Annotated in this window: 15 protein-coding genes; 5 read left to right on the top strand and 10 right to left on the bottom strand. The window is 45.1% G+C overall.

The window, feature by feature from the left end:
• Positions 1-380: 380 nt before the first annotated feature.
• Positions 381-2,183, bottom strand: a complete 1,803-nt coding sequence (gene pabB / locus MF542_RS06580) for an aminodeoxychorismate synthase component I (protein ID WP_247017223.1) — start codon at positions 2,181-2,183, stop codon at positions 381-383.
• 144 nt (positions 2,184-2,327) lie between these two features.
• Here pabB and MF542_RS06575 point away from each other — a divergent pair, with 144 nt between their 5' ends.
• Positions 2,328-4,703, top strand: coding sequence for a hypothetical protein (locus MF542_RS06575; RefSeq protein ID WP_247017221.1), 2,376 nt, complete (start codon positions 2,328-2,330; stop codon positions 4,701-4,703).
• A gap of 42 nt (positions 4,704-4,745) precedes the next feature.
• On the opposite strand, the gene MF542_RS06570 is transcribed toward MF542_RS06575, so the two are convergent.
• Positions 4,746-5,501, bottom strand: a complete 756-nt coding sequence (locus tag MF542_RS06570) for a ubiquinone biosynthesis protein COQ4 (RefSeq protein WP_247017219.1) — start codon at positions 5,499-5,501, stop codon at positions 4,746-4,748.
• A 92-nt stretch (positions 5,502-5,593) separates the two neighbouring features.
• On the opposite strand from MF542_RS06570, the gene MF542_RS06565 reads away from it, so the two are divergent.
• Positions 5,594-6,247: a TetR/AcrR family transcriptional regulator gene (locus MF542_RS06565; protein ID WP_247017217.1), complete on the top strand. Its 654-nt coding sequence runs from the start codon at positions 5,594-5,596 to the stop codon at positions 6,245-6,247.
• A 16-nt stretch (positions 6,248-6,263) separates the two neighbouring features.
• On the opposite strand, the gene MF542_RS06560 is transcribed toward MF542_RS06565, so the two are convergent.
• Positions 6,264-6,653 (bottom strand): MAPEG family protein, encoded by a 390-nt coding sequence (locus tag MF542_RS06560; RefSeq protein WP_247017215.1) that lies wholly within the window; start codon positions 6,651-6,653, stop codon positions 6,264-6,266.
• A 126-nt stretch (positions 6,654-6,779) separates the two neighbouring features.
• Between MF542_RS06560 and MF542_RS06555 the strand changes: the two genes are divergently transcribed.
• Positions 6,780-7,358, top strand: coding sequence for an SRPBCC family protein (locus tag MF542_RS06555; protein ID WP_247017213.1), 579 nt, complete (start codon positions 6,780-6,782; stop codon positions 7,356-7,358).
• A 20-nt stretch (positions 7,359-7,378) separates the two neighbouring features.
• Here the strand turns inward: MF542_RS06555 and MF542_RS06550 are convergent, their stop codons facing one another.
• From MF542_RS06550 to MF542_RS06535, 4 genes are all read right to left on the bottom strand, one after another.
• Complete coding sequence (locus MF542_RS06550) at positions 7,379-7,558, bottom strand: hypothetical protein (RefSeq protein WP_247017211.1); 180 nt, start codon at positions 7,556-7,558, stop codon at positions 7,379-7,381.
• Between the two features lie 81 nt (positions 7,559-7,639).
• Complete coding sequence (locus MF542_RS06545) at positions 7,640-8,779, bottom strand: acyl-CoA dehydrogenase family protein (RefSeq protein ID WP_247017209.1); 1,140 nt, start codon at positions 8,777-8,779, stop codon at positions 7,640-7,642.
• Positions 8,780-8,937: 158 nt separating this feature from the next.
• Entirely contained in the window at positions 8,938-9,288 is a 351-nt protein-coding gene (locus MF542_RS06540; protein ID WP_247017207.1) for a hypothetical protein, read from the bottom strand.
• 95 nt (positions 9,289-9,383) lie between these two features.
• Positions 9,384-10,169 carry a hypothetical protein gene (locus tag MF542_RS06535; protein WP_247017205.1) on the bottom strand — a complete coding sequence of 262 codons (786 nt, stop codon included), beginning with the start codon at positions 10,167-10,169 and terminating at the stop codon, positions 9,384-9,386.
• A gap of 196 nt (positions 10,170-10,365) precedes the next feature.
• On the opposite strand from MF542_RS06535, the gene MF542_RS06530 reads away from it, so the two are divergent.
• Positions 10,366-10,806, top strand: coding sequence for a hypothetical protein (locus tag MF542_RS06530; RefSeq protein WP_247017203.1), 441 nt, complete (start codon positions 10,366-10,368; stop codon positions 10,804-10,806).
• Here MF542_RS06530 and MF542_RS06525 read toward each other — a convergent pair.
• From MF542_RS06525 to MF542_RS06515, 3 genes are read right to left on the bottom strand one after another with little or no spacing between them, the layout of a single operon-like run.
• On the bottom strand, positions 10,803-11,330 hold the full coding sequence (locus tag MF542_RS06525) for a hypothetical protein (RefSeq protein ID WP_247017201.1): 528 nt from the start codon (positions 11,328-11,330) through the stop codon (positions 10,803-10,805). The genes MF542_RS06530 and MF542_RS06525 overlap by 4 nt on opposite strands.
• Positions 11,331-11,373: 43 nt before the next feature.
• Entirely contained in the window at positions 11,374-11,673 is a 300-nt protein-coding gene (locus MF542_RS06520) for an SCP2 sterol-binding domain-containing protein (RefSeq protein WP_247017199.1), read from the bottom strand.
• Between the two features lie 59 nt (positions 11,674-11,732).
• Positions 11,733-12,473: a DUF748 domain-containing protein gene (locus MF542_RS06515; protein ID WP_247017197.1), complete on the bottom strand. Its 741-nt coding sequence runs from the start codon at positions 12,471-12,473 to the stop codon at positions 11,733-11,735.
• A 174-nt stretch (positions 12,474-12,647) separates the two neighbouring features.
• On the opposite strand from MF542_RS06515, the gene MF542_RS06510 reads away from it, so the two are divergent.
• Positions 12,648-14,069 carry an EAL domain-containing protein gene (locus MF542_RS06510; protein WP_247017195.1) on the top strand — a complete coding sequence of 474 codons (1,422 nt, stop codon included), beginning with the start codon at positions 12,648-12,650 and terminating at the stop codon, positions 14,067-14,069.
• Positions 14,070-14,077 lie beyond the last annotated feature (8 nt).

The following is a 14,077-nucleotide window of genomic DNA, read 5'->3' as shown; positions in this document are numbered from 1 at the left end:
CGTTTATTTTACCTTACGTAGTCCGACTTTAACGTGCTTTTAGTTCCAGCAGTGCTGCAAGCACGCCGTGCCACTGATTCTCTTTGCTTACACGTATTGCATTCTCCAGCCCCATATGACCTGAAAGCTTAGTTGCTAATGATCGGCTGTGACTGGAAATGGAACTATTATCTATTCCAGATTGAGGGAGGGAGGAAGGAGAATTAGATGAATGCATTCAGTTGAACCTCACAAATTACTATAAACATTAGGCGTTCTGATTACCCGCTGAGGAAGCTAGCAACATTCTCTAAAAAAGCAGTTAACAGATACCTCTATTTTTTGCCGTAAAGAGGGGTAGTTTCTGAGTAATTGATCAGATGTTTAAATTTGATTCGTTTTTACAAATCCGAGATGGTGATCTTGCGGAGGCCTCTGATAGCGTTCCCTATATATAAGGCTTCTGCCTTTTGTAGATCACTCAAGGTCAAAGAACGAACAATTGCCAGATTGTTTTCCAGCATTGAGGCTCTGTGAATTCCTGGTAAAACGCCATCTGAAAGTGGTGGAGTATATAGATTCCCGTCAATCTCCGCGAAAATATTGCTGATTGCACCTTCGGTGATAAAACCATGTTGGTTAACGAAGAGAATATCCTGATACCCCTCGGCGACAGCATGCTTGAACTCTTCATTATATAGCGAACGATTCGTTGTTTTGTGTCGTAGGAAAACATCGGTCGAATCAGTTCGTTTCTGTGATAGCTTTATTTTCCCATGTCTCTGAATAGGTTCTGAAAGCTGGTCGCTGGTGATGCTGTATGTGCCTGTCTTGTTTAAAAGCAGTCGCAACTTGTGCTTTTTGCTCAGTATCGAGGCATGGTCCCTGAGCGCATTTTCTATTTCTGATTTTGGAAATGTAAAATTGAAGTAATCAGCGCTGCTTTTCATTCGTTTCATGTGCAGATCTAGATTCTTGCATTCGTTCTCTTCAACAAGGAGAGATTCGATAAGGGCAAACTCGTTGACAGTCCGTTCGGTAAAGCGGGCCTTTAGGAGGCATTCCTGATATTCGCCTTTTGGGTTGCTATCGGCCACTATCCCACTACCAACACTTAAGCGACCTTTTAGATTATCGTTCCTTACAAGTGTACGAATGGGTACATTCAGAGACCAGTTTTTGCTGTGGAAGTATCCAATTGTACCACAGTAGACACCGCGTGCTTGAGGTTCCAGCTCAGCAATGATTTCCATAGCCCGTACCTTTGGGGCGCCAGTTACAGAACCGCAAGGAAACATAGCTGCCAGAGCCTGCGTAGGCGTTAAGTCTTTTATTGCGGCGGCTGTTACAGTCGACGTCATTTGAAACAGTGTGTTGTATTTTTCTGTTTCAAAGAGTTTAGGTACCTGAACAGAACCTGGTTTGGCAATGCGGCTGAGGTCGTTCCTGATCAAATCTACAATCATTAGGTTTTCAGCTCTGGACTTATCGTCATTCACTAAGAACTGTTCAATCAATGCATCTTCTTCGATGTCTTTTCCGCGGGCGGCGGTGCCTTTCATTGGTTTAGACTTTAGCTGATTATCTTTGCGTTCTAAAAATAGTTCGGGAGAAAAAGATAGGACCTCTGTTTCACCAGTATTAATATAAGCACCGAATGATACGGGTTGGTTTTTCCTTAGCTCATTATATAGCTCTAACCTGCAGCCTTTTATCTCAACAGGGAGTGGGAAGGTAAAGTTTATCTGATAAACGTCGCCCGCTTCAATAAATTCATGGATGTTGGCGATTGCTTTATTATATTCTGCTTCGGCCAAATCAGGTTTTTTGAATTTAGTACTAAAGGTTTTTTTATTGCCACGACGCGACGTGTGAAGAAGTGTTTCCACCTGATTTGGTGTAAGTGCTTCGCGGTGGGTGGTGACCATCATCCAGATGAGTGGTTCTTCAGCTGACCGGGACAGAAGATGGTGTAATCGCTTTTCAAAATAGTAACCAACTTCGTAACTGATCCACCCGGCTGTATAAAAACCTGCCTCTACTGCTTCATCAATTGCAGTAAGCGCCCTTGGAATATCTTCAAAACTTTTTGCCTGAATAATATATTCGGGGTTGTGAAATAGGTAACTGTTGCCAGCCACGTGAGAAACCTGACTATCATCCAACAAGACAAAAGGTGTGGTGTGTAGGTCGATATTATTCAAACCACAGCTCCTTTCTCTTATCGTGGTGGCAGCCAAATGCAGATCTAGTATGCGACTTCTTTACTAGACTTCTGTGCACGAGGCCCTTATGTGACAGATGAAGAATGGCGTCAAGAACGCCCTATAATAAGAGGGATAAAAAGCATGGCTAAAGCCACGACCCGCGAAACTGCCCCAAAGGTTTCATCAGAGAATTCGTTGGTTTCTGCAGCAGAAGTGGAAACTATTAATAAGCTTTATGATCGCGTTCAGTGGCTTGCTTCCTGGACAATCCATAATGCCAACAATATTCGACCATCGGCTGATGGGCTAAAAGTGGGTGGACACCAAGCATCATCTGCATCACTAGCAACTATTTTGAGCGCCCTCTACTTTGGTGTGCTTAAGCCTGAGGATAGAGTTGCTGTGAAGCCGCATGCGAGCCCGGTTTTCCACGCCATTCAGTATTTGTTTGGCAAGCAAACTCGTGATCAACTTGAACGATTCCGTTCAATTGGTGGCGCTCAATCCTATCCAAGTCGTACCAAAGATAAAGATGATGTTGATTTTTCAACAGGATCGGTTGGTCTTGGTGTTGCGGTAACAGCTTTCGCTTCCCTCGTTCAGGATCATCTCATTGATAAAGGTGTGATGGACGAAGAAAAAGCGGGCCGTATGATCGCGCTGATGGGAGATGCGGAGCTTGATGAGGGTAACATTTATGAAGCTCTCATTGAAGGTTATAAGCACAATCTCCGTAATTGCTGGTGGATTATTGATTATAACCGTCAGAGCCTAGATGCCATTACTAGTGACCGAATGTTTACCCGTTTCACTGATATCTTTGAAACGACGGGTTGGAAAGTTATCAATCTTAAATACGGAAAGATGCAACAGGCTGCGTTTAAAAAGCCGGGTGGTATCGCTCTTCAAGAATGGATTGATGAATGCCCGAATGATCTCTACAGCGCACTTACCTACAAGGGCGGTGCTGCATGGCGTGAACGCTTACTTGCAGATATCGGTTCCAAACGAAGTGTGACAGCTTTGCTTGAAAGCTATGATGATGAGGACCTTCAGGCATTAATGACCAACCTTGGTGGTCATGATATGGAGCTGCTTTTAGAGACCTTCCGTAGCATTGATAGCGATCAACCGCACTGTTTCATTTGTTATACTGTGAAAGGTTATGGTCTGCCATTTCAGGGCCATAAAGACAACCATGCAGGCCTGATGAACCCAACCCAGATGGAAGAGCTTCGTAAATTGATGGGTGTGCCAGAAGGGCAAGAATGGGATAAGTTTGCAGGTATGGATGATGAAGCAGAAGCGCTTCAGGATTACCTTTCAAATGTACCCTTTAATACACCTGAACACCGCCGTTATGACGCAGCGGTGCTTCCTGTCCCTGAGTTGATGGATCTGGGTTCAAGTAAACAGTCAACACAGGTTGGTTTTGGTAAAATCATGAACGCTATGGCGAAATCATCAGATGCCATAGCAGATAATATTATTACCACCAGCCCGGATGTAACGGTTTCTACCAACCTTGGTGGTTGGGTAAACCAGCGCGGTATTTACGGTAGAGAAGGGCAGGAAGATACCTTCAAAAGCGAGAAGGTGATGAGCCCGCAAATCTGGCGTAGCCACAAAGGCGGTCAGCATCTTGAACTTGGTATCGCGGAAAATAATCTGTTCCTCGCACTCGCGGCTATGGGGCTTTCTGGCAGCTTGTTTGGCGAACGTCTGATCCCAGTTGGTACGCTTTATGATCCGTTTATTAACCGTGGTCTCGATGCACTTAATTATGCCTGCTATCAAGACGCCCGTTTTATGCTGGTTGCTACACCATCTGGTGTAACGTTGGCACCAGAAGGCGGTGCGCACCAGAGTATTCATACGCCGGTCATTGGTATGGCACAGGATAAACTTGTGTATTTCGAGCCAGCTTACAATGATGAACTCCGTCATATTATGCAGTGGGGCTTTGAGCATATGCAAAAGCCTGAGGGAGATAGTGTTTATCTTCGTCTGTCCACACGGCCGCTTGAGCAACCTGAGCGTGATGGTGATGCGTGGATTGCTGATATGCTCAAGGGTGCATATTGGGAACATGCACCAGAAGAGGGTGCTGAGTTTGCCATTATTTATACCGGTGCTGTAGCGCTAGAAGCAAATGAAGCGCTTCAAGAGGTTCTCGAAGATATTCCTGGCGCGGGCTTGTTAGCTGTTCCGTCACCTGATTTGATTCATAAAGAATGGTCATCGAGCGTTGCGGCACTTGGCAAAGAGAGTGTTGTTGTTCAGTCGCATATTGATGCACTTCTCAGTCGGCTTTCACCCAATGCGAAGCTGGTAACGGTGATAGATGGAGTGCCAGCAACGCTGAGTTGGTTGGGCGCTGTGCGTGGTCACCGAGTGATGCCACTCGGTATCGATCGTTTTGGTCAATCAGGTGATATTAACCAGCTCTATGAAGAGTACCGAATTGGTACAGAAGCAATACTGGATGCCTGTGCCTCAGCATTCGCAATGAAGTAAAAGAAAAGCCCCGCCAAATGGTGGGGCTTTTTCCTTTTGTCTTTATGCTTGTGTCGCTAATACCTCTGGTCGGGTGCCAGCAATCACATGATCCAGTTTTTGGTATTTCTGGGGTGTCCTGATGTTCAGAAATTCCCTAACTTCTTCAAGTGGTTTATCCATAAGGGCTTCCCAATTTACGCCCGGCAACCATGCAGCCTTGCGGCCGTTCATATAGGCCTGCCACATAGTGCTCCAGATATTTGCGTCCTGAAAATCGCTTTTAAACTTGTGAGCGCCCATAACCGCAATGGCCGCAAAGCCTAAGCTTTTGGTCTGTGCATAAGAGAAGGCAACAACGCATACTTCACCAAGCCCATCACGACCATAACCGCTTACCACATGCCAAAGATCATGACTTTCACGCGTGCGGTTTGCATAAAACTCGAGGTTTTTATCTTCAAAACCTTCATACTCCTCCGCGCTGGCTTCAATAAGGCCTTCAGGAGAAATGCCTTCGCGCTGGCAGAAATCATAGTATGTTTTACCAAGAGTGCCTTCTGGAAGCTTGGATAGATAATCGCGGTTGGTAAGTGTATCAAAAAGATTGATTCGTTCTTCTAACACTTTTGCGCCGAAATCTGTTTTGCGGAAGCGTTTGAATTCATTGAACAGGGAATTGCCTGCCAGCGCTTTCATGATCTTGAAAACTTGCGTGGTATCTTCTGGTGTTTCCATCAACTGCTTAAGCGCACGCCATGCATCGCCCCAGCGACGTGGTTGCGGAGTATATTTGATTTCTTCCGTATGGCTCGACATGCTTCTGCTTCCTCGCGTATGCTTAACCTTAAGGATAAAAATAACACTATCGACAAAAATGTCAATAGTGAAAAAGTTTAGAGATAGAATTTATGGCTACTGTGAAGAAACGTATCCGTCGAACACCTGAAGAAGCAAAGGCTCTGATCCTGAATGCTGCCAAAGAAAGACTGCAGGATGCAGGTCCTGAAGGATTGCAGGTAAAAGAAGTGGCCGGTGTTGCGGGAGTTGCCCATTCCACGGTTCTTCACCATTTTGGCAGCGCAGAGGGGGTAAGAGCAGCACTTATTGAGAGTATGGCCGCACGTCTTCTGGAAGATATCCTTGCCATTTATAAAACCCGTAAAGATCAGGTAACTGAAAATACGATTTTGATGAATGTATTTGAAACGTTGTCTGATGGTGGGCACGCGCGGCTTCTAGCCTGGATGATGTTGAAAGGGAACTTGCCAAAGGATGAAGACGGAAGAATGCGCAAGCTATTTGATCGTCTTGTCGAAGAGATTGCAGCTTTCGTTATCTCCGAAAACGGCGATGATAGTGAAGAAGGCTGGAAAGTTGCTCGGCAGAGAGCGCGTTATACAGTGATGTTATCCGCGCTTACAGCAGTTGGTGATGGAATCGCGGGAGATTTTTTGAAAGAGCAGCTGGGACTTTCTGAGGTAGAAGCCAAAACAGGCTTCCGGGATTGGTTTGCGAACTTGTTGATTCTGCCTGTAACAGAGCAAATGAAAGGCGACCGTTAGGCCGCCTTAATAATGTTTAGATAACGTGCAATGCCATTAAGACACCGGTAATTGAGGCAAATAAAATTGTTAGCCATGTGAATAGTGTACCATAAAAACGAAATGGGTTGCGACCTTCAAATTTTCCAAAAGTAACACCATGCATATAACGACCAACAACAAAAAATGTTGCAAAAGCAAGCATTAGCCAGTGATTCGCTCCGTTTGATTCCAATAAGCCAAAAAGAATGAGGGTTATCGGGGCATATTCTATTAAATTGGAATGCGCGCGGATCGCATGGTGTAGTCGGTCATCGCCACCATCTCCGATGCTGACTTTAGTGCGTTGGCGTTCTTTTACTACACCCCAAGATAGGTAGATGAGTAGCAGGCCGATAAGGCTTGCTGAAATAAGTGTGATTGGCATTTGTTGCTCCCCTCTATTCAAGCGATAAATGTTATAGTATACGCTATTAGTTCCTCTCCCAGCGACACACTGCTAGCTAATGAAGTAGACGTCAAGCAGGTAGAGGCAAGATAAAAGGCAGGAAGTATGGCTCGTAAGTATCGCGACAGATTTAAGGACTGGAATCTTTACCATAAAGGCGTGGCTGCGTTTATCACAGCACTTGTTGTGAGCGTTTTTTACCATGGCTACGTGGTATATGACGGTGCTTTTGAGTTTAAGCGGGAACGGGTAATTAATGCTCCCGTTTCAGAGGTTTGGCAGTTTGTTTCAGATAACGAAAATAGAGTGCGCTGGCAGGGTGAACTGACACTGGTGAATGGACTTTCTATAGAGGAGGGGCGTTCTAGAATGCTTTATTGGCAGCGAGTATACCGTCGTTGGCGTGCATGGGAAGAAACAACCGAACTGTTGCAAGAACGTGTTTTTAAAACCCGTCAGGAAGCGGACCATGAGATACGCTGGTGGAGCGTAGAACTTGAACCGTTAGGGCCATGCGAAACCAAGGTTATGATCCGCGATGTTATCAGGCCTAATGCGTATGAAGACCGTTTTTGGTTTTTCCGGGAAAGTGATGCTCAAGAAAAGCGTATGGATGTTTCTATTAATGCGCTGGAGCGCTGGACAGCAGGTAAAGATGCACAACAAAAAAGCTGCCAATCATAGGGATGGCAGCTTTTTCAAACTTATGCGTTTTCTACGTTATAGTCGCTGAATTCCCATTCGTGTGCATTTTCCATTTCCGCAAGGAATAGATTTTCTGCAGCAACTACGGCTTCTTCCTCAGAAGCGGCTTCAACTTCAGCAACCCAGTAAAAAGTACCGCGCTTAAGTTTTGCCTGTAGAGTTACTTTTTGAAGTGCCATTTTAAATGCCTCATCAATTTAGAATATGACGCCCCTCTAGCATGAAGAAGGACGTCACGCAAATATCTGAGACAAAAAGCCTTACAGTGTCCTTCCAATCAGTTCTTTCATGATTTCAGATGTACCGCCGTAAATACGCTGTACACGGGAATCAGTGAAATGATGTGCGATTTCATATTCAGACATAAAGCCATATCCACCATGAAGCTGGAGACACTGGTCTACCACGCGGCCTTGCATTTCTGTAGTCCAAAGTTTGGACATCGCGCCACCTTGCGCATCCAGTTCCCCTTTTATATGGCGGCTCAAGCACTGGTCCAGGAAGGCCCAGCCCACTTCCAGCTCAGTTTTCATTTCGGCCATTTTAAAGCGGGTGTTCTGGAATGCCATGATCGGCTTACCAAAAGCTTCACGTTGTTTTACATAGTCCAAGGTAATATCAAAAGCGCGCTGTGCCCCAGCCATTGCGATAACAGCAATAGATAGCCGTTCTTGTGGCAGTTGCTGCATAAGGTACATAAAGCCTGCGTTTTCCTGACCAATAAGGTTAGTAGCAGGTACACGTACTTCATCAAAAAACAACTCTGATGTATCAGATGAGTGCTGACCAATTTTATCCAGATTTCGCCCTCTACGGAACCCTTCGCGATCTGCTTCGACAACAATCAGGCTCACTCCGTGTGCACCAGCGTTCGAATCTGTTTTGCAGGCAACAATCACAAAATCACAGTTTTGTCCGTTGGAGATGAAAGTCTTGGAACCATTTACAACATAATGATTGCCGTCCATCTTGGCGGTGGTTTTCATGCCTTGTAAGTCAGAGCCTGTGCCTGGTTCCGTCATGGCGATAGCACCTACCATCTTCCCTGTTGCCATTTTGGGCAGAATACGTTCTTTCAAATCATCGGATCCGTATTCGAGTAAATAAGGTGCTACAATATCTGAATGTACCGCTAAAGCTGCACCTCCAGCCCGGCAATAGGCTTGTTCTTCATTGATAATACAGTTCAAACGGTAATCACCGCCGACACCGCCATATTCTTCAGGTAATTGAGGGCAAAGAATGCCTGCTTCACCAGCTCTGTTCCAGAATGTGCGTGGCACTTGCCCGGCCTTTGACCATTCTTCTGCATGCGGAGTTGCTTCTGTTTCGTAGAATTTTCGAACCGCATCTCTGAAAATATGGTGTTCTTCGTCATACACAGCGCGCTTTGCTAACACTGGTTTTCTCCCTTTATTTCCTCTTGTGAAGAAAGATGGGGCGCTCAGGGGGAAGAGTCAAATAAATTAGACTATTTAGTCTAATTGGGGCGAGAGTATATCTAGAAGCAAAAAAAAGGACCCATAAGGTCCTTTAAATTAATCGCATAATTAACTGTCTATTTCTTTCGAATAGCGTTCCTGTAAGCACGAATTGCTTCATTCATTTTAGTTTGAAGGTCGCGGCGTTTTTCATGGATGCTTGCCAGATCTTCATCCCAACGTACCTTTTGATCTTTGGTAAGATATGGGACAACATTTGTTGCTCGCCTATCCATACACTGAAGGTAGGTATCAACTTTTGTAGAGTAAGCAATTACAGAATCTCGGGCTGCACGAATAGATGCCTGAGTTGCGGTGGCCCCATCCGGAATAGTTGGCCTGTCCATTGGTGGTTCACCGCAATCAGCTGAAAGTGCTGATGTGCTCATAGCTGTTGCAATAACAAATGTAGCGATCCAGTTCTTCATTATACTATCCGTTATTCTTCTAAACCAGTTACCTAGGTAGCTAAAACTCATTCAAGGCAGATATCATATCTGCCCTGAATAGAAGATTAATCTGGCTATTTTGAGGCTGCCTTTTTTGGAGCTGCTTTTTTAGCTGCAGGCTTTTTAGCAGGAGCCTTTTTCTTCGCTGGCGCTTTTTTCTCAGCTGCCTTTTTTGGAGCTGCTTTTTTAGCAGGCGCTTTTTTCTTGTCAGCTGGTTGCTCAGTTTCTGTTTTTGCTGCTTCAGCAGCTTCCATTGCTTTTTGCTGTTCAGCTATCGCTTGTTTTTGCGCTTCTTCAGCACGTGCACGTGCTTCATCGTCTGCCTTTGCTTGTTCCGGGAACATTTGGCGGTAAACAGCATTTACGCGGCCTGCTACATCTGTCAGTGCATTAGCAACTGCTGGCAGGTTAAAGGAAACACCACGGTATGTGAAAATACGGGTGTCTGGGTTATAGCCGCGATAGATTGTTTCTTCTGTGCTGGTGCCATCACCAAGTACTTTTGGATCACCTACTAGGTCGAAGGCGATCTGCTTACCTTTTGTATTGGCAATCCATTCTTCCGTTTTCTCGTCTGAGCGCTCCCATACTTCCGAGAGGCGACGGTCATTGAGAGGGTGCTTATCATCAAGCTGAAGAACCTTACGTAGTGCTTCACCGCGGTGACGTGCGCGAGCACGTGTTGGCCATAAAAGAGAAGCAATCTGGCTTGTTGGCATCAAAATCATTTGGGCTGAATAAAGAATGCCTTGACCCTGACCCGCTTGAACAGACTGGTTGAACAGGTTGAAAGACGCCTGTGCATGAAGACACTGATTACGGAGTTCATGAATATAGATGGCGAGTGTGGTGTTATCCATTGTACAAATTCGCTTTTCTTTTACTCTTATCTTATTTCGAGTGTCTCTCCTCCCCCAGGAAGCAGCTACACATTCGCTCAACAGCGAGACCTAGCACAAGAAAAACGCCCATGCTAGGCCCATTCTGCTCAAAAAGTTGCCAAAAGGTATAGCTTGAGGGTAAAATAGCTGTGGGTGAAAATTTACGGGTGCCAATATGGCAGATGCAGCTTTTGCTAGCCAGTCGCGTGTTGTGACTGAGCCTACAAGGTTTGAACGTACTCCTGTGCGAGGTACGAACCCTTCTCTGCGCCCTCAAACAGTTGCTCATACCTTTGCGAGCCGCTTCCCAGAGACCAGTGAAACAGGACAGGATAATACCGCACCGCAAGCAATACCTGCTCAGTTTGAGCCTGCTGGTAGTGGTTTACTGGCGACGGGTACTGGGCTTTTACTAGCTGAAACCCGAACAGCTGAAGCCACGGCCCCTTTTGTTGCCCCTACCAGAATAGGGAATGCCCTTAATAGCTACAGGGAAACGCAGGCACAGATTAGAGAAAGCCTTCAGGGTAGGGCTGGTGGTAATTCCAGTTTTGTACAGATATCAACGCCAACATTACCTGGTGTTGATACCCAAGCTATTGAGGATGCTTCTTAAGAAGCAGCGTCGGCCTGCATTAAGCTAAGCCAACGTTCAACAGTCTCTCTATTTTGTGCCTTAGATGTGTCACCAACAGGGCGATAAGCATAGATGACCAGTTGGCTTGAATAAGGTGTAACTTCAATAATTTTCACAGATACTACTGTTGGGAATGGTTTTCCTGGTAGTTTCTCTGTGAATTCGAACTGGTTGGCGGCAAAGTTAAAGCTCAGAGTGTTGATGTTGCTATAATTGTCGGTGAAATCAGCAACTAATTGTCTCAGCTTTGCTGCAGATAACTGGAAGGTTTCTGGAATTTCATCAATTTCTGCATTTGGACAGATGTCTGGTGAACATAGAAGAAAGCCATCATCGCTGGTTGTATGTGACAGTGTACTGAAGTTTGTTGGTTCTAAAGAGCCTTCTTCGTTTCCAAGAAGGCCATCGCCACCTTTAATCTGTACATACATATAAAGGCCACCAAGGGCCAGAATAACGAAAAGACTAACGCCAATAAGCGCAGAACGGATTTTATCCAGCATATATACTCACCAAAAAAGGCGGCTCAGTGAGCCGCCGGGTTTTTTAGCCGAGAATGGATCCCAGCTGCATCGCAATGCTCATATCGCCTTCTACACGCAATTTGCCTGTCATGAAAGCCATCTGTGCGTTTAGGTTACCTTCTGCAATCTGGATGAAGTTTTCCATTGAAACTTTCACTGTACAGTCGGCATCTGTGTCGTCGTTATCAATTACGGTTGGTGAAGAAACGCCATCAATACGTACAATGCCGTCATCACCAAAATCAAATTTGATGACTTTCTGAATTGGTGAGTGTGCACCTACACGGCTGCGCATTTCTTCTGTGATTTTTTCAAGTGACATTGTTATCTCCCTAGATGATATATCAAGATAATGGACTGTCTGGTCTAGAAATCAATCCATTAATTATCCTTTTTTTTCTTTAGTTTGTTCAGAAGGCCACCAACACCTTTTTCTAATTTGCCGCGTGCATCGTCTGCAAGATTTTGAAGTTTCTTGGATGCCCCTGCGGCAACAAGGGCTTTTGCGATTTGAGGCTGAAGCGTATCCATCACGTGGCGGGCAATTTCTGCTGGTGCCAAACCTTTTTCATCAGTACCTAAATCTGTAATGGTAAAGTCCGCTAAGTTGATATCTTCATCTATTGATAACAGACCATCAGACTGGGCAAGAACTTTTGGAGAGGTCACTTTCATGCTGCGAATAGTAAGCGTGATTTCCTCAGAGGAAGCAGTTTCGGTTGTAGCAGGGTCTGTTTCCGGAATGTTTAAACCTTCTTGAAGGGCTTTGATATTCATCTTTCCGTCAAGCATACGAATATCAAAGAGAGGCTCGTTGATAACAATTTCGTCAATGATGATATGGTTCGTAAGCAGTGTTTCAGGCTCAAGCCTCATCTCGAAATTGCCGACCTTTGCAATTGGACCGTCGCCAAAGCCTTTGGGCTGACCAAGTGCAAGAGCAGAGACTTGTACTTCTCCAGATAAGGGAGAAATCTGGATTTCATCTACATTTACTGAAACATTCAGTACGTCAGGGCCGCCGACTTCAAAACCAGTTTTTACGATAGTGCCTAATTGTGTGTAGGCATAAGCGCCACCGGCGATAATGAGCAGAAGTACGATCAGGATGAATTTTTTCACGAAGTGTCCCCTTATTAAAATCGCTCCAGATACTGGATAAACTATAAGGCATTATGATGACACTGTTTCTGTGACATGTTAAGGGGAGGATTAAAGAAACGGAATTATAGCTTAACCACACTGCTTCTTTGTGGCAGTTTATAAGAAGTGGGTAACTGTCAGGCGGGAAGCTCTATGGCGCCAATAACGCAAATCTTATTGTTCATTTCTTATTTTATTCTCGGCGTAGCAGCGACGGTTATTCTGCCACGTGCTTTGGGTATTTCAATGTCGCATGCCGGATATATTGGCATGTTTATATTTTTCGGAGCTTGGCAGATACAAAATTGGCTCGTAGTTAGCCGCTCAGAGAAAAATGCTAAACATCGGTTGGATAGTCTTGAGGACACAGTCAAAATTCTGCGTAGGGATTTGGAACGCGCGCGGCGAGAGATGGTGAGCCGAAGCCGAATGGGTGAAGAACAGAATGAACTGGTAGTATCTGAACTTAAAGTATTACAAACGCTCCTTTCTCAAGTTACGGCACAGGAACGCGGGTTTAAGCCGGTTGAAGTTGTCGAAGATACTGTTGAACCCACTGAAGAAGAAGTGCTTGAACTTAGTGTAGATCACCTGCCGCCAATGAAAGAAGAAGACGAAGAAGAGATCGTTGAACAGGTGGAGGAAGAAACACCAGAAGTGATCACTGAAGAAGAGATCGAGGAGCTGGAGCTTACACCCGAAGAGGCGGCGCTTGCAGTTATTGATGATGGAACGCTTGATCAAAAATCCGATGATGAAGAAAGAAAATCAGTTGCAGAACCACGTGCTGCTGTTGGTCCACGCAGGGCGCCTATCCGTCTTATCAAACGTGAAGACCAACTTCTGAAAGTGGTGAAAGAATCGCTTTCTGAAAATCGTATTGATTTGTATTTACAGCCGCTTGTAAGCCTGCCAAGCCGAAAGAAAGTACACTATGAATGTTTCTCTCGCGTGAGAGATGAAGATGGTCGTATTGTACTGCCACGCCAATATATGAAAGTTGCGGAAAGCAAAGGGTTAATAGGTACTATCGATAACCTCTTATTGTTCCGTCTTATTCAGCTTGTTCGCCGGATGGGTAAGAGAAAGCCCGAGCTGCGCTTCTTCTGTAATATGTCCCGTCATTCCATGGAAGATGACGAGTTTTTCCCCCAGTTCATTGATTTCATGACGAGCAATGAGGAATTTTCAGGACGTTTGGTATTTGAAATTGCCCAGCAGGATTTTAAAATGCTGGATGGTGATGTTCTGGACCGTTTGAAAATTCTCGGGCAGAGAGGATTTGGTTTCTCCCTTGATATGGTTACAGAATTTGACGACAGCTTTACTGAGCTTGAAAAGTATAATTTCCAATTCATCAAGGCTGATTTAACGGCACTGATGGAAACACATCCGGAACGTGGTGATGTAGATGCCTTTAAGTCATCTTTGCGTCGCAGAGGTATGCAGCTTGTTGCCAGCCGTGTTGAAACGGAAGATATGGTGCTTCAGGCACTTGAGGCACAGATTGAATTTGCACAAGGTTATTTGTTTGGCGAACCAGCTTCTGCTCATGAATTAAGCCGGGAATTGTAGAGAGTTTT

This window comes from Kordiimonas laminariae, from assembly GCF_023008165.1.
In the GTDB taxonomy this organism is placed as follows: domain Bacteria; phylum Pseudomonadota; class Alphaproteobacteria; order Sphingomonadales; family Kordiimonadaceae; genus Kordiimonas; species Kordiimonas laminariae.
The sequence above is the reverse complement of the archived record's forward strand: the minus strand, read 5'-3'. Positions and strand labels throughout refer to the sequence as shown.